Here is a 23,682-nt window from a genome sequence, read left to right as displayed (position 1 = left end):
AGATCTCCTTCGCGGTGGCCCCGGCCGAGACCCCGCCGCTAAGATGACCTACGGCGCGCCCCTATCTCTTCTCTCACTTCGCGGGGGCTGCCCGGGGGCGGTAGCTCAGCTGGTTAGAGCAGGGAACTCATAATTCCTGGGCCGCGGGTTCGAGTCCCGCCCGCCCTACGTACGACCGTCCGGCGGGGGCCGCAGGACCCCGCCCGGGAGGCGTCGCGCCCGGCTCCGAAGGTAGCGCTGCTCGGGGATGCTGGTGGTCAGGCGCGCCGCCGTCCGGTAGGACCCCAGCGCGCCCCGGTGGTCGCCCGCCATCTCCAGCAGGTGCGCCCGTACCGCGTGGAGGCGGTGGTGCCCGCTCATCCGGTCGTCGGAGCCGAGCGGGACGAGCAGGTCCAGCCCGGCCCGCGGCCCCCGCACCATGGCGACCGCGACGGCGTGGTTGAGGGTGACCATGGGGTTGGGGGCGAGCCGCTCGAGCAGCCCGTACAGGGCGAGGATCTGCGGCCAGTCGGTGTCCTCGGCGCGCGCGGCCTCCGCGTGGACGGCGGCGATGGCGGCCTGGAGCTGGTACGGGCCGAGCGGCGTGCGGTCCAGGGCGCGGGCGACCAGGGCGACGCCCTCGTCCACCGACTCCCGGTGCCACCGGCCGCGGTCCTGCTCGGCGAGCGGGACCAGCGCGCCGTCCGGTCCGGTGCGGGCCGGACGGCGCGCGTCGGTCAGCAGCATCAGCGCGAGGAGTCCGGCGACCTCGCCGTCGCCGGGCAGCCGCCGGTGCACGGCGCGGGCGAGCCGGATCGCCTCGGCGGTCAGCTCGCCGCGGTGCAGGTCCGGGCCGGACGTGGCGGTGTGGCCCTCGGTGAAGATCAGGTAGAGCACGTGCAGGACGGCCCGCAGCCGGTCGCCCCGCTCGTGCTCGGGCGGCGGCCGGAATCGGGCGCCCGCGGCCCTGACCCGCTGCTTGGCGCGGCTGACGCGCTGCGCCATAGTCGCCTCGGGCACCAGGAACGCGCGGGCGATCTGGGCCGTGCTCAGACCGCCGACCGCGCGGAGGGTGAGCGCGATCTGCGAGGCCGGGGTGAGGGCGGGGTGGCAGCACAGCGTCAGCAGGGTCAGGGTGTCGTCCCGGTCCCGCGGGCCGCCCGCGTCGGCGGCGGGCGCGAGGAGGTCGTCCGGCGGCGTCCGGGACGCCGCCTCCTCCTCCCGCCGCCTGCGCGCGCCCTCGCTGCGGAGCTGGTCGGCCATCCGGCGGGACGCGACCGTGATCAGCCAGCCGCGCGGGTCGACGGGCGTCCCGTCCACGGGCCACCGTGTCGCGGCGGCCAGCAGCGCCTCCTGCATCGCGTCCTCGGCGGTCTCGAAGTTCCCGAACCGCCGCACCAGCGCACCGAGGACCCGCGGCGCCAGCCGGCGCAGCAGGTCCTCGACCCCGGCCCCGGTCGTCACATCTCCTGGCCGGACGGGCCCATGACCGGACGCACCTCGACCGCGGCGAACCGGGCGTCGGGCAGCCGCGCCGCGATCTCGGCGGCCCGGCCGGGGCTCTCGCAGTCGACCACGAAGTACCCGGCGAGCTGCTCCTTGGCCTCGACGAACGGCCCGTCGGTGGTCGCCGCGACGCCCCCGCGCACCCGGACGGTCCGGGTGTTCAGCGGGTCGGCCAGCGGTTCCGCGCCGACCAGCTCGCCGGACTCGGTGATCTCTTTGATCAGCTCCTCGAACCGCGCGGTCATCCCGGCGCGCTCGGCCGCCGGCAGCGCCAGGCTCTCGGGCACGTTCAGGAACATCGGGTGCCCCCAGTTCTCCGGGTTTCCGTAGATCAGCAGCATGTACTTCACGTTCGGCTCCTCACGTTCGCGGCCCCGGGTGCGGGCCCTCACAGCAGAGGTCGGAGCGGAGGCCCCGGTCTCGACATCCCCGGGAGCCCGTCCCGCGCGCGGCGCCGCGCCGAGATCCTGGCGCCGTCCCGGCGGGCCCGCGTCAGGCGGGCCAGTCGGGGCGGCGCTTGTCCAGGAACGCGCGCATGCCCTCCTGCGCCTCCGGGGTCTGGCTGGCGGCGGCCATGACCTCGATGGCGTAGGTGTAGGCGTCGGCCTCGGGACGGTCGAGCTGGGCGTACAGCGCCTGCTTGCCGAGGGCCTTGCTGCTCGGGCTGCCCTGGGTGGCCCGGGTCAGCAGGGCGAGGGTGGCCTCGCCGAGCTCGGCGTCCGGTACCGCGTAGTTGATCAGGCCCCACGCGGCGGCGGTGCGGGCGTCCACCACCTCGCCGGTGAGGGCCATCTCCACCGCCCGCTTCCGGCCGACGCCGCGCGCGATCGGGACCATCGGGGTGTGGCAGAACCAGCCGCCCTTGCCGCCGGGGGCGGCGAACCCGGCGCTCTCGGCGGCCACCGCCAGGTCGCAGCTCGCGACGAGCTGGCAGCCCGCGGCGGTGGCCAGTGCGTGGACGCGGGCGACCACGACCTGCGGCACGGACTGGATCGTCCGCATCAGCTCGGTGCAGGTCTGGAGCAGGCTCCGCACCTCGGCGTGGGACGCGCCGGCCAGGTCGGCGAAGTCGTGGCCGGCCGAGAACACTGGCCCCTCCGCCGCCAGGACGATCCCGCGGGCGTCGGTGTCCGCCACCTCGCGGAACGCCTCGGTGAGGGACAGCAGGAACGCGCGGGACAGCGCGTTGCGCCGCCGCGGCCGGTTCATGGTGATGGTGGTGAAGGCGCCGTCGCGCTGGACAAGGACATCGCTCATGACCGTGACGCTACGTCAGCGCCGTCCCTGTCGCACGGGGGGCACGGTCCCTAGGCTGGCGGCATGGCGCGAGCGACGACGGCATCGATCCCGGACCCACCCCGGACCCGACCCGGATCGCCTCCGCCCGTCCCGCCGGACGGGCGTTCCGGGAGGGCCGACGGTGGTCGGGTCCGCTGACGGGGGGCCCGGCAAGCTGCACGGCGGCCGGCACGGGCTGTCGCGCGACTACGTACGGGACAACCAGCGCGGCCGGATCCTGTCGGCCGTCGTCGCCGCCGCCGGGGAGATCGGCTACTCGCGGATGAGCGTGGAGGCCGTCATCGGCCGGGCCCAGGTGTCCCGCCGGACCTTCTACGAGCACTTCGGCAACAAGGAGGAGGCGTTCCTCGCCGCCTACGACCACGTGATGAACGGCCTGCTGGAGCGCACCGCCGAGGCGTACCAGCGGGAGACCGGCATCCCCGACCGGTTCCAGGCGGGGCTGCGCGCGTTCCTGGAGGGGCTGGCCGCCGATCCGGCCGCCGCCCGCATGTGCATCGTGGAGGTGCTGCCCGCCGGGCGGCGCGCGACCGCCCGGCGGGACGAGATGCTGCGCACCTTCGCGGGGCTCGCCGAGCTGGAGGTGCGGCGGCTCTCGCCGGGCTACCGCGCCCCGGCGCTGACCGCCGAGCTGACCATCGGCGGGCTCTACTCGGTGGTGTACACACGGGTGGTGGCGGGCCTGGTGCACGAGCTCCCGGGCATGGTGCCCGACCTGGCGTACGCACTGTACGTGCGGCCGTGACGGGCGAACCCGTGCCGGATGTCGGACCCCCGGCGTACCGTGGGCGGGTCCACGGATGCGCCGAGGGGGTCCGGCCGTGAAGCTGCTCACCGCGACCGACGTCAGCCAGGGATACCGCGACAACGACTTCGACTGGTGCGTCGAGGGCGAGCTGGTCCACATCGGCGTGGTGTGCGCCCGCGACCGCGGCGACCCCGACGGCGGCTGCGGCTGCGGCCGGGCGTTCGCCGGGCTCAACTCGCACCGCGCCACCACCACCGCGATGGTCCGCGAGGTCCCCGGGTTCACCGCCGGCGACTACGTCGAGGCGATCCGGTCCAGCCTGGAGCAGCAGGGCCACGACCCCACCTACGCCGAGCACGAGGCGGCGATGCTGCGCTGCCTGGTGCGCGACTGGCCGGAGGGGGTGATCGTCGAGCGGCGGCTCGATGAGATTGTGGTCAGGCAGGTCGTCCAACCCTAGCCAGGAGGTGCGCTCATGCTGGTCGCGTTCTCGGTGACCCCGCTCGGAACCGGTACGGACGTCGGTGAGCTCGTCGCGGAGGCGGTCCGGGTGGTGCGGGCCAGCGGCCTGCCCAACCGCACCGACGCCATGTTCACCACCATCGAGGGCGAGTGGGACGAGGTGATGGCGGTGGTCAAGGAGGCCACCGACGCCGTCGCGGCCCGCGCGCCCCGGGTCAGCCTCGTCGTCAAGGCCGACCTGCGGCCCGGCACGACCGGGGCACTCGAGGCCAAGGTCGAGACGATCGAACGCCACCTGGCCGGCTGACTCCGGCACCTGGCACCCGGCACCCGGCGTGGGGCACCCGGCACCCGGTACCCGGCGTGCGGTGGCCGCGTGCGGTCAGCCGTCGCGGAGCCAGTCCTCGATCTCCTCGTCGGTGGGCGGGAACAGGCACCACAGCGCCTCGTCTAGCGAGCCGCACAGCGTGATCCGCTCGTGCATGCCGAGGATGCGGAACATCTTGGCCGCGAACGGCCGCACGCCCGTCACGGCGAGGCCGGTGCCGCGCGCCGCGCAGTGCTCGGCGGCGGCCGAGACGGTGCGCATGCCCGCCGCGTCGAAGAACGAGACCCCCGACAGGTCGAGCACCAGCGGCCGGTCGGCGGCGCGCACCACGGCGCGCAGCCGGCGCCGTGCCTCCGGGGCGGTGAGCCGGTCGAGCTCGCCGCTGAGCAGCACCGTGGTGTGCCGCCTGCCGTCGATCACGAGCACATCGACCGCGGTGTCCTTCATGGGTGACCTTCGCATCGGGGACGGTGACACAGAATCATCGCGCGGACACGCAAGGTTGCCAACCCTGTGGACCGGGATTCTGCGGGCGCGTTCGGCGTGACTCCGGTGGTCCGGGACGGCGCGGGCGCCATGGTAGCGGGGACGTCCTCGCGCGGGAGGGCGGCTACGGGGTGATCACGCAGGGGGCGCCGCCGCAGACGTCGACGACCTGGCCGGTCGACAGGAAGACCGCCTTCTGCCGCCGCGCGAGGGCGGCGCCGCGCGGGTCCGAGTGCGGGTCGCGGCCCTCCGTCGGCGGGGTGTTGGTCAGCGGGGGAGCGGGCGAGCCGCTGTCCCACAGCACCAGCGCGGAGCCGTCGTAGGGGTCGGCGCCGAGGGCCGGGAGGTCCCAGAACGGGACCTTGTCGGGGCTGCGGCCGGGCGTCAGCGCCGGGGCGTGCACGCGGGCGCCGATCGTGCGGGCCTCGACCTCCGCGGCCACCGGGGCGACCTGGTGGTCGCCGAACGCGACGTGCATCAGCACCCGGTGCTTCGGTGTGCCCGGGAGCGGCCGGTCGGTCATGTGCCAGGCGTAGCCGTTGGCCTCGCCCCGGTCCCAGAGCATCTGGATCAGGCCCAGCCCGATCTGCTGGTCGAGCTTGTCGGGGTAGAACCGGGAGAGGACCTGCTCGTAGGTGGGGAAGTCGGCGCTGCGGTTGAGTAGCGTGCTGTAGTTCATCGCCGGGACGCCGAGCACGGACCGGCGGAGGTCGGGCGACACCGCGGTCAGCGCGCCGCCCATGATGCCGCCCTGGCTGTTGCCGTCGTAGGCCAGGCCGGCGGACGGGTCGATCAGCGGCTTGCCGGCGCCGTCCTGGAACGCCTTGTCGCGCGCGAAGCCGCGGGTCATCGCGCGGCCGAGCACGATGAAGTTCAGCATGCCCTGCTGGAGCCGGTCGGCGACCGTCCGGAAGCGGGAGATGTCGGCGAGCGCGGTGAGGACGTTCGGGATGTCCTCGTCGGCCATCCCCGACCACTTGGTCGCGCAGAACGCGAAGCCGTGCTCGGCCGCCATCGCCTTGACGTTGCCGGCGCCGACCTCGCTCTCCTTGCCGAGCAGCCCGTGCCCGTACAGCGCGGGCCGGGCCGCCTTGGTGAACGCCGACTTCGGGATCTCGCACTGGAAGGCGACGAGCTGGAGGTTGCCCGGCAGCCGGGACGGGAGCCCGTCGGCGCCGTACCGGAACGCCGAGCCGGGCGGGCCGCCGGGCTGGTCCAGATAGCTCGGCGCGAGGAGGAAGCCCTTCACCTCGCGGCCGATCTGCTCGTCCACGTCGTCGGCGACCTGGGTGACCGCGAAGCCGGGGGAGCCGTCGCCGAGCCCGGCGAGCGCGTCGTCGCGGATCTTCAGCATCCGCCCGGACAGGCCCTGCCGGCTCGCCACCGTGAAGTCCCAGGCGAGGTACAGCCCGGCGCGTCCCACCCCGTGCCGGGCGAGGCCCGCCAGCACCGCCCGCTCGGCGCGCTGCCGCGCGCGCAGCGGGTCGGCGGCCGGCAGATCCGGACCGAGGATCCTGGCGAACGCGGCGCCGGGCGCGATGGCCGCGCCGTCCGCGCCGCGCAGGTTCCGGAACGCGACGGCGTAGTGGTGCCCCTCGCGGAGGTTGCGCGCGGGCCGGACGATCAGCGCCCGCCGGTCGGCCGTGTCGGCGTTCGCGTCCAGCTCGGCCCAGTACGGCACCCGCTCCCCGGTCGCGGTGTCGACGATGACGACCGGGGCGTCCGGGCGCAGCGAGGAGCCGATGTCGGTGATCGGCGCGACGCCGCTGCGGCCGACGTCCACGCCGGGCACCCGGGCGAGCAGCATGGAGCCGGGCGAGAAGCCGTCCGACCGGTTCCACTCGGCGGGGTCGACCGGGATCCCGATCGAGTTGCGCAGCGTCGTGCGCAGGGCGACCCGGCGGCCGGTCGGCGTGGACGGATCGGGACGGGTGTACCAGTCGCTCGGGAACGGGAGCAGGCACGCGGCCGGATCGATCGGGTCGCAGCCGTCCCCCTCGGCCGGCGACGCCGCGGCGGGCCGCGCGGGGGCGGACGGCCCGGCGGCGGTGGCCGGCGGGGGCGCGGCGAGCAGCGCCAGGGCCAGCAGGGCGCCGGCGGCCGAGGCCGTCGCGCGCAGGACAGAGGAACGCAAGGCCGACCTCCCGGATCGCAGAGGCGCACCACGCGCGGTCCCCCGGTCCGGCCGTCGTGCGTACAGCGAGATCATGATCGCATCGGCCGCCGCGGTCAATGGCCGGCGGGCACGGGGCCGGTTGCGGCCCCGGGGCGCGCGATGCGAGTCCCTTGGGGGACGTGGACCTTGTCTCCCGCCGTCGGCCCGTAGGAGCGCAGCACCACCGGAGCGCCCGCCTCCTCTTCGATCGCCTGCACGGGATCGGGGAGCGGTCTGTAGACGGGACGTGCCCTCATCAGGCGATCGGTCAGGGCGGCTTGCCGCTCCAGGCCGCCCGGCGCCCCGCCCGGAGGCCCAGTGGGTAGGCGGTGGACGAGTTCGCCGTCCATGTCGTACGCGCTGCACAGACGAAGGTCGCTGCGGGCGTTCGCCACGTCCAGGTGGGTGACCGCCAGGGCGTCCACCCCGCCAGTCACGTCGAGCGCGTACCGGAGGGCCACCGCGTCAAGGTGTCCGGTCCGAAATGCGCCCTGCCAGGGTCCCGTGCCGTTGTGCCGGTCGGGCAGCTCCGCTGTGAGGGCCGGGTCTTCGGTGACGAACGGTCCCGGGCCGTGGCGCGTCGCGTACGCACGCAGCACGCCGAGCCGGGTCGCGTGCGCGCCCGCCTCCGCGAGGAGGGTCTCGGCGTTGGCGAACGTGGTGGTCGACCAGGTCGTGTACGGGTGGAAGCCGTGCCATTCGTCCAGCAGCACACCTTGGGCGCCTTCGAACACCACGTTCGTGGACCGCAGCAGCCCGGGAAGGTACCGGCCGTCGACGATCCGGACGTTCTCGCCGAAGGCCAGGAACGCCTCCACGCAGTCGTCGACCGGCGGCATCTCGTCGCCGGGGAAGACGCTGGGGAACGTGTCGCGGTAGTGGTCGTGTACAGCGGTCAAGGTCCGCCGCAGACGCGCGCGCGAGAGGCAGTCGCCCACGCGCGGCGCGTCCTCGTGCGCGAGCGCGTATGCGGCGGTCTCGCCGACGCCCATCCCGCACGATCCGTGCCGTCCCGCGCCCCGGGCCGCCTCCCGCGCACGGTTGGCGGCCCGGTGGTACGGCGTGGTCAGCGGCGCGTCGCGGTCGGCGGTCAGCAGGCCGAGCGGCTGGGCTACGCCGAGGGAGCGCAGGTGCGCGGCCTCGGCGCCCAGCGCCAGCGGATCGACGAGCATGAACCGGGACAGGTGCGTCCGCACCCCCGCCGTCAGGCTCCCCGAGCCGAACTGGGCGAACGTGTGGTGCCGCCCGTCCGCCGCGACCACGTTGTGCGCCGCCTGCGCGCCCCCGTTGAACCGCACCACGGCGCCGACCGGTTCAGGCCCCCGCAGGCAGAGCCAGTCGACGACGGTGCCCTTGCCGGCGTCCCCGAACCCGAGGTCCGCCACGACCATGTGCCGGGTCACAGCCAGGCGGTCCTGGAGGGCCCGCCGCGGTTCCGCCGCGACGGGGCGGAGGATGGGCCGGACCGCGGGTTCGGGGACGCCGGAGCCGGGGGACGGGGGCCGTCCAGCGCGGCGAGCGCCCGCGACACCGAGGCGCCCGCGCCCGACCCGGTCTCGGCCAGGTGGCCGAGCCCCTCGGCGAGGTCGATCGCGTCCTCGGCCAGGCCGATGGTCAGCGCGATCGTCTCGCAGACCGCGCCGAGGTCGTCCAGGTACAGGACGTTCTGGCCGAGCAGCCCGCGCCAGAACTCCCGCAGCCGGGCGTCGCGGGAGTGGTGCGCGCCCTCGGGGATGATGAAGTACACGTCGTACATCCGCTGCAACTCGCGGACGAGCGCCGCGACCGGGACGTCCTCGTCCGGCCCGGCGCCGATGACCCTGGCCGCCTCGGCGCGCTTGACCGCCGGGTAGGCCAGCTCGTCGCCGATCATGAACAGGTAGCCGCGGCGGCCCCGCCTCTCCCAGCAGTCGAGCGCGGTGTGCCGGGCCATGAAGTACATCGCCAGCTCGTACGACTCGGTGAACTGGCCGCCGCCGCCGCCCTCCAGCAGGATCTTGCCGAGGTCGTCGTCCATCCGGTTGTCGGCCTCGAACTGGCCGACCTGGAGCGGCGCCCGGTCGCAGGTCGCGTCGCCGACGGCGCCGAACAGGATCTGCGGGTGCGCGACGTAGCCCTTGCGCAGCAGCAGGCCGAGCAGGTCGGGCAGCTTGGTCTGGAGCGTGCGCGGCACGCCGCCCATCGACCCGGTGACGTCGAACAGCACGCCGATGCCGAGGGACTCGGGGTGGTCGTCGGAGTCGCGGCTCTCCCGGACGGTCACGCCCTTCGGGTCGAGGTCGGGGTGGACGGCGGTGGCGCCGCCGTCGTTGTAGGCGAAGGGGCTGGTTCCCCTGGCGGCGCGGTACCTCGCCGCGGATGTGTAGACGTCGGTGGACCAGTGTCCGCTTCCCATGGGGGTCACCTTTCTCTCTCATCTCGGTCTCTTCCGGCAGCCGCGCCGCGTCCCCGGGACGGCGCCGCGGCGGCGTTCACCGGATCTGCTCCTCGCGGCCGGGCCGGAGCAGCGCCGGGTGCAGGAGGCGGGCGTCGCCCGTCCGGTAGAGGCGGGGGCGCGGGCCGCCGCGCCGGCCGCCGCGGTCCGCGGTGTCCCCGGTGCTCTCGACGAACCCGGGCACCGACAGGACCTTGCGGTGGAAGTTCCCGGCGTGCAGCTCCTCGCCCCACACCGCCTCGTAGACGGCGCGCAGTTCGGGGATGGTGAACGTGCCGTCGCAGAACGCCGTGGCGAGCGGGGTGTACTCGAGCTTGGCGCGGGCCCGCTCCAGCCCGTCCGACAGGACCCGCGCGTGGTCGAAGGCGAGCCGGCGGGTGGTGCCGGGCAGCTGGCCCCCGGCTTCGGTCAGGCCGAGCGCGCCGACCGGCACCCAGCCCGCGTCGGCGGCGTCGCCGCCCGCCTCCGGATCGGGCAGCTCGGGCGCGAACGCCAGGTAGGCGACGGAGACGACGCGCATCCGGGGATCCCGGCCGGGGGCGCCGTAGGTGCCGAGCTGCTCCAGGTGGACCCGGTCGAGGGCGCCGCCCTCGGTGCTGAGCCCGGTCTCCTCGGCCAGCTCCCGGACCGCCGCGTCGGGGAGGTCCTCAGCGTCGCGCACGCCGCGCACGAATCCGCCGGGCAGCGCCCACATGCCCGCGAAGGGCGCCGCGCCGCGCCGAACCAGCAGCACGTGCAGGCCGCCGTCGCGGATGGTGAGCGCGACCACGTCGACGGTCACCGAGACCGGGTCGTAGTCCCGGGGGTCGTAGGCGGCGAGGAAGCCGCTCTCGTCGGCGGGCCGCTGGTCCGGGCTCATCGGTGTTGTTCTCCTTATGAGTAAATCTCAAGGTGAGTTGAACTCGTTATGAGAAGAACATAGCGCCGGGTGGTGCGTTCCGTCCAGCGGTTAGTCCGGATTTGTCGTTTTCCGTGGTCGTCGCCTAATCTTCCCGGGGATTTAGGCAAGCCTTACCTGTGTTCGGCAGGTGGGCCGGAACGCAGGGGTGGCGCGGGTGACCGATCGAGGCGGACGCGCCCGGCGCCCGGTCGTCCTCGCGCTGAGCGCGCTGCTGCTCGCCGCGGCCGTCCTCGCGAGCCTCGCCGCCGGGAGCCGCGGGATCGCCCCCGGCCACGTCCTGGACGCGCTGCTGCACCCGGACGGCGGCGAGGAGAGCACGATCGTCCGCTCGCTGCGGCTGCCGCGCACCGTCACCGGCGTCGCGGCCGGCGCCGCGCTCGCCCTCTCCGGGGTGCTGATGCAGGCGCTCACCCGCAACCCGCTCGCCGACCCGCGGATCATGGGCGTCACCTCCGGCGCCTCACTCGGCGTGGTCCTGGCGATCAGCGTGTTCGGGCTGACCGCGCTGCCCGCCTACATCTGGTTCGGCATCGCGGGCGCCGCGCTGTCCGGCACGTTCGTCTACGCCCTGGCCGCGCGCACCCGCGACGGCGCCTCGCCCGTCACGCTCGCGCTGGCCGGCACCGCGCTGGACGCCTCGCTCAGCGGCGTGGTGGTCGGCGTGCTGACCGTCGACTCCCAGACCTTCGACCAGTACCGGTTCTGGGCCGTCGGGTCGCTGGCCGGCCGGCCGCCCGAGGTCGCGCTGTGGCTGCTGCCGTTCGTCGCGGCCGGCGTGGTGCTCGCCTTCGGCGCGGCCCGCGGCCTGGACGCGCTCGCCCTCGGCGACGACCTGGCCCGCGGCCTCGGCCGCAACGTCGGCATGGTGCGGCTCGCCGCGGCGGTCGCCGCGATCATGCTGACCGGCGCCGCCGTCGCCGCCGCCGGCCCGATCGGGTTCGTCGGCCTCGCCGTGCCGCACCTGGCCCGCGGCCTGGTCGGCGCCGGGCACCGCTGGGTCCTGGCGGTCTCGGTGCTGCTCGGGCCCGCGCTGCTGCTCGCCGCCGACGTGATCGGACGGCTGGTCACCCCGCCCGCCGAGGTCCGCGCGGGCGTCGTCACCGCGCTGATCGGCGCCCCCTTCCTCATCATGCTCGTCCGCCGGGCCCGGACGGTGACCGCGTGAAGACCAGCGCCGCCGTGCCGTTCCGCCCCTCCGCGCGGTCCCACCCCGCCGCGGGCCGGACGGTCGTCCGCGCCGGCCCGCTCGCGTTCGTCGTCCGGCGCCGCGCGGCCGCGGCCGGCCTGCTCCTCATCGTGCTCACCGCCGCCGCGACGCTGGTCTCCCTCGGTGTGGGCAGCACCTTCATCGCCCCCCTGGACGTGGTCCGGGCGCTCGCGGGGGACGGGCCGTCCACCGTCGTCGTCCAGGATCTGCGGCTGCCCCGGATCGTGCTCGGCCTCGCCGTCGGTGCCGTCCTCGGGCTGTCCGGCGCGCTGCTCCAGGCGGTCAGCCGCAACCCGCTGGCCAGCCCGGACGTCGTCGGGGTGAGCCAGGGCGCCGGGCTCGCCGCGACGCTGGTGATGAGCGCCGGCCTCGGCTCGGCCTGGCTCGGCCCGTTCGCCCTGCTCGGCGGGCTCGCCGCCGCCGCGGCGGTGTTCGCGGTCTCGGGCCGGCACGGGCTGGCCGCGCACCGCTTCGTCCTCGGCGGCGTCGCGGTCGCGCTCGCGCTCAAGGCGCTGACCGAGGTGTTCATCGTCGGCGCCGACCCGATCGAGGGCCAGCGGGCCCGGATCTGGCTGGCCGGGAGCCTGGCCGGGCTCGGCCACCGGGAGACGCTGACGCTGCTGGTCCCGGTGCTGCTGCTCGCGCCGGTGCTGGTGTGGGCGGGCCGGGCCATGGACACCACCGCGCTGGACGACGACGTCGCCCGCGGCCTCGGCGTCCGCGTCGTCCGCCGCCGCCTCGCGCTGGCCGGCGTCGCGGTGGTGCTGGCCGCCCTGGCGACCTCGCAGGCCGGCGCGGTCGACTTCGTCGCGCTCGCCGCGCCGCAGCTCGCCCGCCGCCTGGTCCGCGCCGAGCGGCCCCCGCTGGCCTGCGCCGCGCTCACCGGCGCCCTGCTCACCGTCGTCGCCGACCTGATCGCCCGCACCGCGTTCGCGCCCGTCCAGCTCCCCGTCGGGGTGCTCACCGCGGCCCTCGGCGGTCCCTACCTGCTGTGGCTGCTCGTACGGAGGAGGAACCGATGACGACCGACGCCGCAGACCGGCCCCCGGTGAGGCTGGCGACCCGCGGCCTCACCGTCGGGTACGGCGACCGCACCGTCATCGACGGCCTGGACCTGGAGCTGCCCGGCGGCGCGTTCACCGTGATCGTCGGCCCCAACGCCTGCGGCAAGTCCACGCTGCTGCGCACCCTCGCGCGGCTCCTGGCGCCGCGCTCCGGCACCGTCCTGATCGACGGCGCCGAGCTGCACGCGCAGCCGACCCGCGAGCTGGCCCGGCGGCTCGGCGTGCTGCCGCAGAGCCCGGTCACCCCCGAGGGGCTGACCGTCGCCGACCTGGTCGCGCGCGGACGGCAGCCGTACCAGCGCTGGTTCCGGCAGTGGAGCGGCGAGGACTCGGCCGCCGTCGAGCGGGCGCTCCGGCTCACCGGGCTCGGCGACCTGCGGGACCGGCCGGTGGACGCGCTGTCGGGCGGGCAGCGGCAGCGGGTGTGGATCGCGCTGACCCTCGCCCAGGACACCGACGCGCTGCTGCTGGACGAGCCCACCACCTTCCTCGACCTCGCCCACCAGGTCGAGGTGCTCGATCTGCTGCGGCGGCTCAACCGGGACGGCGGCCGGACCGTGCTCGCCGTCCTGCACGACCTCAACCAGGCATGCCGCTACGCCGACCACCTCGTGGTGATGAAGGACGGCCGGGTGACCGCGCAGGGCCCGCCGGACGAGGTCATGGACGCGGCCTGCCTGGCCGGGGTGTTCGGCCTCGGCGGCGTGGTCGTGCCGTGCCCGGTGACGGGCGCACCGATGATCGTGCCGGATGCCCCGGCCTGACCGACAGTTCGATGAAGGGAAAGGCAGTGAAGCTCCACGGAAGAGGCGGGCGGCTCGCGCAGGGGATCGCGGTGCTCGCGACGGCCGCCCTGGCGCTGACCGCGTGCGGCGGCGGCGACTCGGGGCAGGCCGACGGGCCGACCCGCGTGGTCAAGCACGCGATGGGGGAGAGCAAGGTCCCCGAGGCCCCGAAGCGGATCGTGGTGCTCGACAGCGACAAGCTCGACACCCTCTACAGCCTCGGGCTGACCCCGGTCGGGACGGCGCTGCCGGACCAGGCCGCCGGGATGCCGAAGTACCTGGGCGACGGGTACGCGAAGATCAAGAGCGTCGGCACGCTCCAGGAGCCCGACACCGAGGCCATCGCCGCGCTCGAGCCGGACCTGATCCTCGGCTCCAGGTTCCGCCAGGAGAAGTTCTACGGCGAGCTGTCGAAGATCGCGCCGACCGTCTTCACCGACAAGGTCGGGGTGACCTGGAAGCAGAACTTCCTGCTCGACGCCGAGGCGGTGGGCAAGAAGGCCGAGGGGGAGCAGAAGCTCCAGGCGTACCAGGACCGTGCCAAGCGGCTCGGTGAGAAGCTCGGCGACCCGTCCGGGCTGAAGGTCAGCCTGGTCAGGTTCATGCCGGACGAGCTGCGCGTGTACGGGCCCGAGTCGTTCGCCGGGATCGTCCTCGGCGACACCGGCCTCGGCCGGCCCGAGCGGCAGCGGCTCGCGGACAAGGCCGACAAGCGGTTCGCCGCGCTCAGCCCCGAGCGGGTCGACCAGGCCGACGGCGACATGATCTTCGTGGCGGCGTACGGCGAGAAGGCCGCGCAGGAGCAGGCCGAGGTCACCGCCGGCCCGCTGTGGCAGAAGCTCGGCGCGGTCAAGGCCGGGCACGCCCAGGTGGTGGACGACGAGACCTGGATGACCGGCATCGGCGTCACCGCCGCCGGCCGCATCCTGGACGACCTCCAGAAGTACCTGACGCCGCTCGCGGCGAAGTGACCGTCCGCCACTCCTGACGGCACGGCGAAGGCGCCGCCCCCCGGTCCGGGAGAGCGGCGCCTTCACAGGTCAGCGGCGGTGCCTGCCGCCCCCGGGCCGCGGCGGATCGGGCTGGGCGCCGTCCGGGGCGGGTCCGCCGGACGCCGCCGGTCCGCCGGACGCCGCCGGTCCGCCGGACGCCGCCGGTCTGCCGGACGGCACTGGGCCGTCGAGCGGCGCGACGCCGGGCGGCAGCCGGCGTGCGGGCGGAGGAGGGACGGGGGCCTGCACCGGGACGGCGCCGGGCGGTGGCTGCCGCCCCGCCGCGGCCGGGTGCTGCGGCGGGGGCTGGTCCAGGAGCAGCCTCATCTGGCTCTTGCGCCGTCCGTACAGCAGGTAGAGCAGCACCCCCGCGGCCATCCAGAGGGCGAAGTTGCGCCACGTCTCGACCTTCAGGTTCAGCATCATCCAGCCGGTCGCCAGGATGCTCAGCGCGGCGGTGAGCGGGGCCGCCGGGACGCGGAACGGGCGGTGCAGGTCGGGCCGCCCGCGGCGCAGCGCGGGCACCGCGGCGGAGACGAACAGGAACGCGAACAGGGTGCCGATGACCACCATCTGCTCCAGCGTGAGCACGTCGAAGACCTGCGACATCAGCACCGCCGCGCCGCCCGCCACCAGCGTCGCCCGGGACGGCACCCGGAACCGGCTCATCCCCGCGATCGGGCGCGGCAGCAGGCCGTCGCGCGCCATCGAGAACAGCACCCGGGTCAGGCTGATCAGCACCACCAGGATGACGGTGCTCAGCGCGAGCACCGCGCCGACGTCGATGACCCGGCCCATCGCCCCGGCGCCGGCCGAGGCGAACGCGGCGGCGAGCAGCGGCCGGTCCGTGCCGAGGCCGGCCAGCCCGTCCAGCCCGGCCATGCCGACCATCGCCACCGCCACCGCGGCGTAGAGCACGACCGCGACGACCAGGCTGGTGAGCATCCCGCGCGGCACCTTGCGTGGGGCGTCGTCGGTCTCCTCCGAGGCGGTCGCGATCAGGTCGAAGCCGATGTAGGCGAACGCGATCGCGGGCGCGGCGGCGAAGACCCCCCAGACGCCGAACGCGTGCGGGGCGCCGCCGCCGGCCAGCCCGGACAGCACGTCCAGCACCGTGCGGGCCTCGCCGCCGGGCTGCTCGGCGGGCGGCGGCACGAACGGGGTGAGGTTGCCGGGGCTGAAGAACTTCAGCCCGGTGGCGACCACCAGCGCGACCACGATCAGCTTGGCCACCACCATGAACCACAGGGTGCGCAGGCTCATCCGGCCGCCCACCGCCAGCAGCACCACCAGCAGCACCAGGATGCCGAGGGCGAACACGTCGAAGCCGCGCTCCTGGCCGATCACCCCGGCGAGCCCGGACGGCACCGGGACGCCGAAGTCGCTCAGTGCCTGGGCCGCGTACAGCGACCACGCCCGCGCGACCACCGACGCGGCGAGCAGCAGCTCCAGCACCAGCGCCCAGCCGACCACCCAGGCCCAGACCTCGCCGAAGGCGACGTAGCTGAAGGAATAGGCGCTCCCCGCGACCGGGACGATCGAGGATAACTCCGCATAGGCGAGCGCGGCCAGCAGGCACACGCCGCCGGCGATCAGAAAAGAAATGATCACCGCCGGGCCGGCGGTGTGCACGGCCTGCTCCCCGGCGATCTTGAAAATGCCGGAACCGACCATCACGCCGAGTCCGAGCACGATCAGATCGCGGGTCCGGTAGACCACGCGCAACCGGTGCCGGCCCCCGTACAGCCGGCCGGTGGCCCGCTCGACGGGCAGGCGCCGGAACATGGTGTTGCGCGTGCGGCCGTCCCAGGTCATAGGTGTCCCCCCCTGGCCTGACCCCGCGCCGCTGTTCGCGAGACAGTGCTGGTACTGGTCGAAGTCCCTCAGAATTCACCAGGAATGAGCCATTCGCAATGTTTTCTCGCGAATTGATGTGATTTTGCCGTTGCCCGTCCACGGAAAGGCACGGGATGGGCGCGGAACGGAACCCCCGTTGCGCGACCGGGCCCAGCCGGGCCCCGGCCGCCCGGACGCTGGCGCCGCGGCAAGATCGGTGGCACGGTGGTGACGCCGCGTCCCCAGGAGGTTCGGTGTCCCGAAACACATCGCCCCGGAGCGCCCTGCGCCGCCGCACCGCACCGGTGGCCGGGCTCGTCGTCGCCCTCTCCCTCGCCGCCCCCCTCCAGCCCGGCGCCGCCGCCGCGCGCGCCCCGGGAGCGGGCCCCGCCGCGCCGTCCGCGCCGTCCGACCGGCGGCCCGTGGCCACCGGGTACGGGGGCGCCGTCTCCACCGTCGACCCTGATGCCAGCCGCACGGCCCTGGAGGTGCTCAAGCGCGGCGGCAACGCGATGGACGCCGCGGTCGCGGCCGGCGCCACCCTCGGGGTGACCGAGCCGTACGTGGCCGCGATCGGCGGTGGCGGCTACCTGACCTACTACGACGCCAAGACGCGCCGCGTCCACGCGATCGACGGCCGTGAGACCGCGCCGGCGAGGATGCGCGCCTCGTCCTTCGTCGACCCCGCGACCGGCAAGGCGATTCCGTTCGACGAGGCGGTCACCAGCGGGCTCGGCGTCGGCGTGCCCGGCACCCTGGCCCAGTGGGACCTCGCGCTGCGCCGCTTCGGCACCCGCGACCTCGGCACGCTGCTGCGGCCCGCGATCCGCGTCGCCGACAAGGGCTTCGTCGTCGACCAGGAGTTCCGCGACCAGACCGCGGTGAACGAGGCGCGCTTCCGCGACTTCGGGCCGACCCGCGAGCTGTTCCTGCCCGGCGGGAGGCTCCCGGCGGTCGGCTCGGTGTTCCGCAACCCCGATCTCGCCGCCACCTACCGCGAGCTGGCCGAGCGCGGCCCCGGCTGGCTGTACGGGGGAGGGCTGGGCAAGGAGGTCGCCAAGACGGTGCGCAAGCCGCCGCTCGACCCGTCCTCTACCCGCAACGTCCGCGCGGGGCTGATGGAGCCACGCGACCTGGCCGCCTACCGGGCGCTGTCGAAGCGCCCCACCCGCACGTCCTACCGGGGCACGGAGGTGTACGGGGCGCCGCCGTCCTCGTCCGGCGGCTCGACGGTCGGCGAGGCCCTCGGCATCCTCGGCGACTTCCGGTTCGACTCCCGCGACCCGGTCAAGGCGCTGCACTACTACCTGGAGGCGTCCAAGCTCGCCTACGCCGACCGGGGACGCTACGTCGGCGATCCCGCCAAGGTGAAGGTCCCGCTCGGCGAGCTGCTGTCGACCGGGTTCGCCCGCGAGCGCGCCTGCCTCATCAAGCCGGGCGAGGCCGCCACGGCGCCGGTGGCGCCCGGCTCCCCGGACGGCCGCTACACCCCGTGCGTCCCGCCCGGCGGCGCCACCCGGACGCTGGCCTACGAGGGACCGCAGACCACCCACCTCGTCGTCGCCGACAAGATGGGCAACGTCGTCGCCTACAACGTCTCGATCGAGCAGTTCGGCGGCAGCGGGATCACCGTCCCCGGCCGCGGGTTCCTGCTCAACAACGAGCTGACCGACTTCACCCAGCAGCCGCCCGCCCCCGGCGCGAGCCCCGACCCGAACCTGCCCGGCCCCGGGAAGCGCCCGCGCAGCAGCATGGCGCCGACGCTCGTCCTCCAGGACGGACGGCCCAAGCTCGCCCTCGGCACGCCGGGCGGGTCCACCATCATCACCACCGTGCTCCAGATCCTGCTGAACCGGCTCGACCTCGGCATGGACCTGCCCGCCGCGCTCGCCGCGCCGCGCGCCACCCAGCGCAACACTCCGCAGGTCTTCGCCGAGAAGGCGTTCATCGACGGCTACGGCAGGGAGCTGGCCGCGCGCGGGCACCGCCTCGAGCTGTTCCCCGGACCGCCCGCGGGCGTGATCGGAGCCGCCACCGCGCTGGAGATCCTGCGGCCCGGACTGGTCCAGGCCGTCGCCGAACCGGTCCGCCGGGGCGGGGGCAGCGCCATGGTCGTACGGCCGGGCAGGTGACCGGGCAAGTGACCGGGAGGAACGCCGGAGAGACGCACGGTTACGATCGTCATGGGGGAAGGAGCATGCGATGGCGCAGGCTTACGTCCAGGTGACCACCACCACCGACTCGCGGCTGGAGGCGGCCGGGCTGGCCCGGTCGGCGGTGGCCGAGCGGCTCGCGGCGTGCGCCCAGCTCGTCGGCCCGGTCGCCAGCACCTATTGGTGGGAGGGCGAGATCGAGTCGGCCGAGGAATGGCTGATCGTCTTCAAGACCACCGCCGACCGGTTCGACGAACTGGCCTCGCTGATCACCGAGGGCCACTCCTATGACACCCCGGAGATCATCGCGTCCCCGGTGGTGGCGGGCAGCATGGACTACCTCGCGTGGATCGCCGAGCAGACCGAGTCGCCCGAGCCCGGCGACGACGACGCCGACGACGCGGGGACCGGCGACGCCTGACGCCCGGTCCCGCTCCGGTCCCGCTCCGGTCCCGCTCCGGTCCGCGCCCGTCCGCGCGGACCGGGGCGATGTCCGTTTTGTGGTGTGACTCAGGTCATAACGGGGAAATAAGTCTGTGATTACCCCGCCGGGCGTGGTTTCCTCGGCCGCGGAGAGAGGGGGCGGTCGCGTGCGCGAGGGACCGCGTGAGGAGCTGCTCGACGATCACGGCCTGTTCGGGCCCGGCTCGGTGACCTGGCGGGTGATGGGCGAGCCGGTGCTGATGATCGGCGGCATCCGCGCCCTGCTGCTCCAGGCGCTGCACCCCAGGTCGATGTGGGGCACCGCGCAGAACTCCGAGCTGATGGACCGCGACGCCGCGTGGTCCAGGCTCGCCCGCACCGTCGAGTTCGTCCGCGTCCGCACCTACGGCACGCACGCCGAGGTCGACCGGATCGGCCGCCGCGTCCGCAGGCTGCACTCCAAGCTGACCGGCCTCGATCTGCGCACCGGCGAGACCTTCCCGGTGGACGACCCCGAGAACCTGCTCTGGGTGCACCTCGGCGAGGTCGACTCCTACCTCGACGTCGCCCGCCGCGCCGGCGTCGGGCTGAGCGCCGCCGACGCCGACGCGTTCGTCGACGAGCAGCGCCGCGCCGCCGCCGTGGTCGGGCTCGACCCCGCCGACGTCCCCGCCTCCGTCGCCGAGCTGAAGGACTACTACGCGGGGATGCGCCCGCGGATCTGGGCCTGCGACGAGGCCCGCGACGGGCTGCGCCGGATGTTCAGCCCGGACGTGCCGAACCGGCTCCTGCCGCTCAAGCTGGCCGCGCCCGGCCTCGGGATGCTGGTGGTCTCGACGCTGCCGCGCTGGGCCCGCCGGATGTACGGGCTGCCCGGCCTGCCCACCTCCGACCTCGCCGCGACGCTCGCCCTCAAGGGCCTGCACCGCACCGTCCACGTCATCCCCGAGCGGTACCGCTACTCCCCGGACGCCCAGCGGGCCAGGCGGCTCACGCGCGAGCACGCGTCCGACCCGGCCGGCTGGTCCATCGCGTCCTGAGTCAGAGCGCCGGGGGAGGGGCCTCGCCCGCGCCGCCCGCCGGGGCGTTCCGCGGCAGGAGCAGCACAGGCAGGACGAGCACGGCGGTGAGGCCGAGCGCGACCCAGAACGTGGTGCCGAAGGCGTCCGCCAGCTTCGGCGCGATCTGCTCGCGGACCTGGTCCGGCAGCCCGCCCATCTGGTCGGTGCCGCCGCCTCCGCCGCCCCGCCGGGGGATCCCCGAGCTGATCTCGCGGGACAGGATGACCGCCAGCAGCGCCGTCCCGACCGATCCGCCGAGCTGCACGATGATGTTCAGCGAGCTGCTGGCGCGCGACACCGCCGTCCGGCTGAGCGTGGTGACCGCGGCCGACATCGTCGGCATCATCGTGCTGCCGAGCCCGAGCCCCCGCACGTACAGCGCGGCGCCGAGCAGCCAGTACGAGGTGTCCGGGCCGACCAGCGCGAACGGGACGGTGCCGATCACCAGCAGGACGATGCCCACCGGGACGACGCGGCCCGCGCCGAGCCTGACGGACCGGATGGACCTGACGGACCGGACGGGCCGAACGGGACCGGCTGGTCCGCGCACTGCCCGGCCCGCCGCGCGTGCCAGGGCGCGCCTCGCCTGGACGATCTCGACGACCTGAACGCCTGACCCCGCCCGTTCGGGAGAGGGGGGGGAGTCAGCCGCGGCGCATGAGGCGGCCGACCGCGGCCATCAGCTCGGTGGACATGGCCTCGGACTTGCCCTCTTCAGCGCCCTCGGCCACGCAGTGCCGCACATGCCCGTCGAGCAGGCCGAGCGCGACCTTGTCGAGGGCCGCCTGGATGGCGCTGATCTGGGTGAGGATGTCGATGCAGTAGCGATCGTCCTCGACCATCCGCTCGATCCCGCGGACCTGGCCCTCGATCCGGCGCAGCCGGGTCTGGAGCTGGTCCTTGCTGGCGGTGTAGCCGCGGGTGGGGGTGTCGCTGGTCGCCATCGTCGTCCTCGCAATCGGTCCGGGGCCGCGGTCGGCGGGCCGCCGCACGGGGGCCGACCCCCGAGGGGTATGGTATCCCGCGGTCCCGCCCGGCCCGCGCGCTCAGCCGGGCGGCAGGTTCCACGAGGTGATCACCGGCCGGTCGTGCTCGGTGCCGAGCGTGGACAGGGTACCGGTGTCGAGCGCGAACAGCCGTCCCGCGGCGGGCTCCAGCCCGAGCCAGCGCGCGGTGAGGACGCGCAGCACGTGCCCGTGCGCGACCAGGGCCACATCGCCCTCGGCGAGGTACGGCCGTACCCGCGCGAGCACCGCGTCCACCCGCTCGCCGACCCGCTCCACCGGCTCGCCCGGGTGCTCGGCGTCGCCGGGCACGACCCCGTCGTCCCACAGGAGCCAGCCGGGGCGCCCCTCGCGGATGGCCTCGCTGGTCACGCCCTCGTAGCCGCCGTAGTCCCACTCCCACAGGTTGGGGTCGGCCTCGTCCACCCTCAGCCCGGCCAGCGCGGCGGTGCGGCGGGCGCGCTCGGCCGGGCTGCACACCACCCGCACGACCCGGCGCGCCGCCATGGGCGCGGCCAGCGAGCGGGCCTGCCTTTCGCCGCGTCCGGTCAGCGGCAGGTCGGTCCGGCCGGTGTGCCTGCGCGCCCGGCTCCACTCGGTCTCGCCGTGCCGCAGGATGATCAGTTGCCCCATGCCCTCACCCTAAGGGCGGCCCGATCATGCGGCGAGGACGGCCGCCAGGGGGACGTGCGGGAGCCCGTGCGCCTCGGCCACGTGGTCGTAGACCAGGTCGCCGCCGTGGGTGTTGAGGCCGAGCGCGAGCGCCGGGTCGGCGCGCAGCGCGTCCCGCCAGCCCCGGCCCGCGATCGCGGCGGCGTAGGGGAGGGTGACGTTGGTGAGCGCCTGGGTGGAGGTGGTGGGCACCGAGCCGGGCATGTTGGCCACGCAGTAGAAGATCGACTCGTGCACCCGGTAGGTGGGCGCGGCGTGCGTGGTCGGCCGCGAGTCCTCGAAGCAGCCGCCCTGGTCGATGGCGATGTCGACCAGCACTGAGCCGGCCCGCATCCGCGCCACCAGGTCGTTGGAGACCAGCTTGGGCGCCCGCGCGCCGGGGATCAGCACCGCGCCGATCACCAGGTCGGCGGCGCGCGCCTCCTGGTCGAGGGCGTAGGCGTTGGACACCGCGGTCCGCAGCCGGCCCTGGTAGATCGCGTCGATCTGCCGCAGCCGGTCGACGCTGACGTCCAGGACGGTCACCGCCGCGCCCATGCCCACCGCGACCTGCGCCGCGTTGAGCCCGGACACGCCCCCGCCGATCACCAGCACCCGGGCCGGCGCGACGCCGGGCACGCCGCCCGGCAGCACGCCGCGACCGCCGTTGGAGGCCATCAGGTTGTACGCGCCGACCTGCGGCGCGAGCCGCCCGGCCACCTCCGACATCGGCGCCAGCAGCGGCAGTGCCCCGCTCGGGAGCTGGACGGTCTCGTACGCGATCGCGGTGACGCCGGCCGACAGCAGCGCGTCGGTGCACTCGCGGGACGCGGCCAGATGCAGGTAGGTGAACAGGGTCTGGCCCCGGCGCATCCGGTGGTACTCGGCGGCGATGGGCTCCTTGACCTTGAGGATCAGGTCGCCCTCGGCCCAGACCTCGTCCGGGCCGTCCAGGATCTTGGCGCCCGCGTCGGTGAAGTCCTCGTCGGGGATGGCCGACCCGAGCCCGGCGCCCCGTTCGACGAACACCTCATGTCCGTGGCGGGTGAGCTCGTGCGCCCCCGCCGGGGTGATCGCCACCCGGTACTCGTGATTCTTGATCTCCCGCGGAACGCCGATCTTCACGGTGTCCTCCGTCAACGCTGACCAGGATGTACGCCTACAGCGTGCGGCCCGCGCGTCCCTCGCGGCCATGCGCAGCGTGTATTGGTGTTCCCCGTTCCGCTGACACTATGTAAGGCCGCTCAGGTGGACGGTCGGGCGGGCGGGTCAGGGCTTACGGGCGATGCCGCCGAACATCAGCCGCTGGCCGACGCTCAGCTCCGCGGGCACCTCGCCCTCGGGCCGCCACAGCGGCAGCGCGACCACGCCCGGCTCCAGCAGCTCCAGCCCGTCGAAGTAGGCGGTGATCTCGTCGGGGGTGCGGAAGCGGCCGGTGCCGAGCATCGCCAGGTACTGCTGCTCGGCGTCCCGCGACTCCTGGCCGGACGCGCAGAAGCAGGTGACGAAAAGGTGGCTGCCGGACGGCACCGCGTCCATCAGGGTGTCGACGATGCGCTGCGGTCCCTCGTCGTCGTGCAGGTGGTGCAGGATGCCGACCAGCATCAGCCCGACCGGCCGGTCGAAGTCGATCAGGCGGCGGACCTCGGGGTCGGCGAGGATCTCCTCGGGCCTGCGGACGTCGGCGGTGACCACCGTGGTCCGGTCGTTCTCGGCCAGCAGTGCGCGGCCGTGCGCCAGCACGATCGGGTCGTTGTCGACGTACACCACCCGCACGTCGGCGGCGGACGCCTGTGCGACCTGGTGGGTGTTCTGCACGGTGGGCAGCCCGGAGCCGAGGTCGAGGAACTGCCGGAGCCCGGCCTCCTCGGTGAGGTACCGCACCCCGCGGCCGAGCACCTGGCGGTTGTAGGCGGCCACGTCGTAGATCTCGGGGACGACCTTGACGATCTGGTCGACGAACGCCCGGTCGACCTCGAAGTTGTCCTTGCCGCGCAGCACGACGTCGTAGGTGCGGGCGATGCTCGGCTTGGTGGTGTCGATCCCGAGTGAGGCCCAGTTGTACCGCTCGTCCGCCATGTCGGTCCTCCGCGTGGTGCCGCTCTGGAGTCGTCCGCGCCCGGGGGGCCGGTGCCTTTGGGGCCGAATCGTACTCGGATGGACAGCCGGAAGGCCGGAAACCAGGCGATCTTTGGTGGAACGATCCCG

24 protein-coding genes and 1 tRNA gene are annotated in these 23,682 nt (G+C 74.6%); 11 read left to right on the top strand and 14 right to left on the bottom strand.

Features of this window, described 5'->3' with window-relative positions; all coding sequences use genetic code 11:
• Positions 1-94: 94 nt before the first annotated feature.
• Positions 95-168: transfer RNA gene (locus tag QP090_RS03980), tRNA-Ile, on the top strand.
• On the opposite strand, the gene QP090_RS03975 is transcribed toward QP090_RS03980, so the two are convergent.
• The 3 genes from QP090_RS03975 to QP090_RS03965 all read right to left on the bottom strand — a co-directional run bounded on the left by QP090_RS03975 (position 166) and on the right by QP090_RS03965 (position 2,742).
• Positions 166-1,443 (bottom strand): RNA polymerase sigma factor, encoded by a 1,278-nt coding sequence (locus QP090_RS03975; protein WP_285937069.1) that lies wholly within the window; start codon positions 1,441-1,443, stop codon positions 166-168. The two genes, QP090_RS03980 and QP090_RS03975, sit on opposite strands and share 3 nt — an antisense overlap.
• Positions 1,440-1,826 carry a YciI family protein gene (locus QP090_RS03970; RefSeq protein WP_285938564.1) on the bottom strand — a complete coding sequence of 129 codons (387 nt, stop codon included), beginning with the start codon at positions 1,824-1,826 and terminating at the stop codon, positions 1,440-1,442. The genes QP090_RS03975 and QP090_RS03970 overlap by 4 nt, the downstream gene beginning before the upstream one ends.
• Positions 1,827-1,977: 151 nt before the next feature.
• Positions 1,978-2,742 carry an enoyl-CoA hydratase-related protein gene (locus QP090_RS03965; RefSeq protein ID WP_285937068.1) on the bottom strand — a complete coding sequence of 255 codons (765 nt, stop codon included), beginning with the start codon at positions 2,740-2,742 and terminating at the stop codon, positions 1,978-1,980.
• Between the two features lie 163 nt (positions 2,743-2,905).
• On the opposite strand from QP090_RS03965, the gene QP090_RS03960 reads away from it, so the two are divergent.
• The 3 genes from QP090_RS03960 (at position 2,906) to QP090_RS03950 (ending at position 4,301) form a co-directional block, all read left to right on the top strand.
• On the top strand, positions 2,906-3,529 hold the full coding sequence (locus QP090_RS03960) for a TetR/AcrR family transcriptional regulator (protein ID WP_285937067.1): 624 nt from the start codon (positions 2,906-2,908) through the stop codon (positions 3,527-3,529).
• Positions 3,530-3,605: 76 nt separating this feature from the next.
• The gene (locus tag QP090_RS03955) at positions 3,606-3,992 is read left to right on the top strand and encodes a DUF7715 family protein (protein WP_285937066.1); all 387 of its coding nucleotides are present in this window, start codon (positions 3,606-3,608) and stop codon (positions 3,990-3,992) included.
• A gap of 15 nt (positions 3,993-4,007) precedes the next feature.
• Positions 4,008-4,301 (top strand): MTH1187 family thiamine-binding protein, encoded by a 294-nt coding sequence (locus tag QP090_RS03950; protein ID WP_285937065.1) that lies wholly within the window; start codon positions 4,008-4,010, stop codon positions 4,299-4,301.
• A gap of 75 nt (positions 4,302-4,376) precedes the next feature.
• Here the strand turns inward: QP090_RS03950 and QP090_RS03945 are convergent, their stop codons facing one another.
• From QP090_RS03945 to QP090_RS03925, 5 genes are all read right to left on the bottom strand, one after another.
• The gene (locus QP090_RS03945; RefSeq protein ID WP_285937064.1) at positions 4,377-4,769 is read right to left on the bottom strand and encodes an STAS domain-containing protein; all 393 of its coding nucleotides are present in this window, start codon (positions 4,767-4,769) and stop codon (positions 4,377-4,379) included.
• 163 nt (positions 4,770-4,932) lie between these two features.
• Entirely contained in the window at positions 4,933-6,942 is a 2,010-nt protein-coding gene (locus QP090_RS03940; RefSeq protein WP_285937063.1) for a hypothetical protein, read from the bottom strand.
• A gap of 95 nt (positions 6,943-7,037) precedes the next feature.
• Entirely contained in the window at positions 7,038-8,354 is a 1,317-nt protein-coding gene (locus QP090_RS03935; protein WP_285938563.1) for an adenylosuccinate synthetase, read from the bottom strand.
• A gap of 8 nt (positions 8,355-8,362) precedes the next feature.
• Positions 8,363-9,358 (bottom strand): hypothetical protein, encoded by a 996-nt coding sequence (locus tag QP090_RS03930; protein ID WP_285937062.1) that lies wholly within the window; start codon positions 9,356-9,358, stop codon positions 8,363-8,365.
• 76 nt (positions 9,359-9,434) lie between these two features.
• Positions 9,435-10,256: an NUDIX hydrolase gene (locus QP090_RS03925; RefSeq protein WP_285937061.1), complete on the bottom strand. Its 822-nt coding sequence runs from the start codon at positions 10,254-10,256 to the stop codon at positions 9,435-9,437.
• Between the two features lie 196 nt (positions 10,257-10,452).
• Between QP090_RS03925 and QP090_RS03920 the strand changes: the two genes are divergently transcribed.
• The 4 genes from QP090_RS03920 to QP090_RS03905 are packed head-to-tail and all read left to right on the top strand — an operon-like array spanning position 10,453 to position 14,325.
• Positions 10,453-11,463 carry a FecCD family ABC transporter permease gene (locus tag QP090_RS03920; RefSeq protein ID WP_285937059.1) on the top strand — a complete coding sequence of 337 codons (1,011 nt, stop codon included), beginning with the start codon at positions 10,453-10,455 and terminating at the stop codon, positions 11,461-11,463.
• The gene (locus tag QP090_RS03915) at positions 11,460-12,527 is read left to right on the top strand and encodes a FecCD family ABC transporter permease (protein WP_285937058.1); all 1,068 of its coding nucleotides are present in this window, start codon (positions 11,460-11,462) and stop codon (positions 12,525-12,527) included. Before QP090_RS03920 ends, QP090_RS03915 begins: the two co-directional genes overlap by 4 nt.
• Positions 12,524-13,333: an ABC transporter ATP-binding protein gene (locus tag QP090_RS03910; RefSeq protein ID WP_285937057.1), complete on the top strand. Its 810-nt coding sequence runs from the start codon at positions 12,524-12,526 to the stop codon at positions 13,331-13,333. Before QP090_RS03915 ends, QP090_RS03910 begins: the two co-directional genes overlap by 4 nt.
• Before the next feature lie 26 nt (positions 13,334-13,359).
• Entirely contained in the window at positions 13,360-14,325 is a 966-nt protein-coding gene (locus QP090_RS03905) for an ABC transporter substrate-binding protein (protein ID WP_285937056.1), read from the top strand.
• A gap of 69 nt (positions 14,326-14,394) precedes the next feature.
• On the opposite strand, the gene QP090_RS03900 is transcribed toward QP090_RS03905, so the two are convergent.
• Positions 14,395-16,161 carry an APC family permease gene (locus QP090_RS03900; RefSeq protein ID WP_285937055.1) on the bottom strand — a complete coding sequence of 589 codons (1,767 nt, stop codon included), beginning with the start codon at positions 16,159-16,161 and terminating at the stop codon, positions 14,395-14,397.
• Between the two features lie 275 nt (positions 16,162-16,436).
• On the opposite strand from QP090_RS03900, the gene ggt reads away from it, so the two are divergent.
• The 3 genes from ggt (at position 16,437) to QP090_RS03885 (ending at position 19,798) form a co-directional block, all read left to right on the top strand.
• Positions 16,437-18,314: a gamma-glutamyltransferase gene (gene ggt, locus QP090_RS03895; RefSeq protein ID WP_285937054.1), complete on the top strand. Its 1,878-nt coding sequence runs from the start codon at positions 16,437-16,439 to the stop codon at positions 18,312-18,314.
• A gap of 70 nt (positions 18,315-18,384) precedes the next feature.
• Positions 18,385-18,756 carry a divalent-cation tolerance protein CutA gene (cutA, locus tag QP090_RS03890; RefSeq protein ID WP_285937053.1) on the top strand — a complete coding sequence of 124 codons (372 nt, stop codon included), beginning with the start codon at positions 18,385-18,387 and terminating at the stop codon, positions 18,754-18,756.
• Positions 18,757-18,925: 169 nt separating this feature from the next.
• Positions 18,926-19,798: an oxygenase MpaB family protein gene (locus QP090_RS03885; protein ID WP_285937052.1), complete on the top strand. Its 873-nt coding sequence runs from the start codon at positions 18,926-18,928 to the stop codon at positions 19,796-19,798.
• A gap of 1 nt (position 19,799) precedes the next feature.
• On the opposite strand, the gene QP090_RS03880 is transcribed toward QP090_RS03885, so the two are convergent.
• The 5 genes from QP090_RS03880 to QP090_RS03860 form a co-directional block, all read right to left on the bottom strand.
• On the bottom strand, positions 19,800-20,282 hold the full coding sequence (locus QP090_RS03880; protein ID WP_285937050.1) for an MFS transporter: 483 nt from the start codon (positions 20,280-20,282) through the stop codon (positions 19,800-19,802).
• 181 nt (positions 20,283-20,463) lie between these two features.
• Positions 20,464-20,763 carry a metal-sensitive transcriptional regulator gene (locus QP090_RS03875; RefSeq protein WP_285937049.1) on the bottom strand — a complete coding sequence of 100 codons (300 nt, stop codon included), beginning with the start codon at positions 20,761-20,763 and terminating at the stop codon, positions 20,464-20,466.
• Between the two features lie 102 nt (positions 20,764-20,865).
• On the bottom strand, positions 20,866-21,456 hold the full coding sequence (locus tag QP090_RS03870; RefSeq protein WP_285937048.1) for a histidine phosphatase family protein: 591 nt from the start codon (positions 21,454-21,456) through the stop codon (positions 20,866-20,868).
• A 24-nt stretch (positions 21,457-21,480) separates the two neighbouring features.
• A complete protein-coding gene (ald, locus tag QP090_RS03865; protein WP_285938562.1) occupies positions 21,481-22,599 on the bottom strand; it encodes an alanine dehydrogenase in 1,119 nt (372 codons plus the stop codon).
• A 144-nt stretch (positions 22,600-22,743) separates the two neighbouring features.
• The gene (locus QP090_RS03860) at positions 22,744-23,553 is read right to left on the bottom strand and encodes an SAM-dependent methyltransferase (protein ID WP_285937047.1); all 810 of its coding nucleotides are present in this window, start codon (positions 23,551-23,553) and stop codon (positions 22,744-22,746) included.
• Between the last annotated feature and the right edge of the window lie 129 nt (positions 23,554-23,682).

The organism is Actinomadura xylanilytica, from assembly GCF_030283145.1.
Taxonomy (GTDB): Bacteria; Actinomycetota; Actinomycetes; order Streptosporangiales; family Streptosporangiaceae; genus Spirillospora; species Spirillospora xylanilytica.
This window is presented reverse-complemented; position numbering and strand designations above follow the sequence as displayed.

Coding starts and splice junctions, on each gene's coding strand:
- QP090_RS03875 (WP_285937049.1), bottom strand. CDS start 20,763: ATGGCGACCAGCGACACCCCCACCCGCGGCTACACCGCCAGCAAGGAC.
- QP090_RS03910 (WP_285937057.1), top strand. CDS start 12,524: ATGACGACCGACGCCGCAGACCGGCCCCCGGTGAGGCTGGCGACCCGC.
- QP090_RS03950 (WP_285937065.1), top strand. CDS start 4,008: ATGCTGGTCGCGTTCTCGGTGACCCCGCTCGGAACCGGTACGGACGTC.
- QP090_RS03930 (WP_285937062.1), bottom strand. CDS start 9,358: ATGGGAAGCGGACACTGGTCCACCGACGTCTACACATCCGCGGCGAGG.
- cutA (WP_285937053.1), top strand. CDS start 18,385: ATGGCGCAGGCTTACGTCCAGGTGACCACCACCACCGACTCGCGGCTG.
- QP090_RS03900 (WP_285937055.1), bottom strand. CDS start 16,161: ATGACCTGGGACGGCCGCACGCGCAACACCATGTTCCGGCGCCTGCCC.
- QP090_RS03925 (WP_285937061.1), bottom strand. CDS start 10,256: ATGAGCCCGGACCAGCGGCCCGCCGACGAGAGCGGCTTCCTCGCCGCC.
- QP090_RS03935 (WP_285938563.1), bottom strand. CDS start 8,354: ATGGTCGTGGCGGACCTCGGGTTCGGGGACGCCGGCAAGGGCACCGTC.
- QP090_RS03870 (WP_285937048.1), bottom strand. CDS start 21,456: ATGGGGCAACTGATCATCCTGCGGCACGGCGAGACCGAGTGGAGCCGG.
- QP090_RS03965 (WP_285937068.1), bottom strand. CDS start 2,742: ATGAGCGATGTCCTTGTCCAGCGCGACGGCGCCTTCACCACCATCACC.
- QP090_RS03945 (WP_285937064.1), bottom strand. CDS start 4,769: ATGAAGGACACCGCGGTCGATGTGCTCGTGATCGACGGCAGGCGGCAC.
- QP090_RS03970 (WP_285938564.1), bottom strand. CDS start 1,826: ATGCTGCTGATCTACGGAAACCCGGAGAACTGGGGGCACCCGATGTTC.
- QP090_RS03860 (WP_285937047.1), bottom strand. CDS start 23,553: ATGGCGGACGAGCGGTACAACTGGGCCTCACTCGGGATCGACACCACC.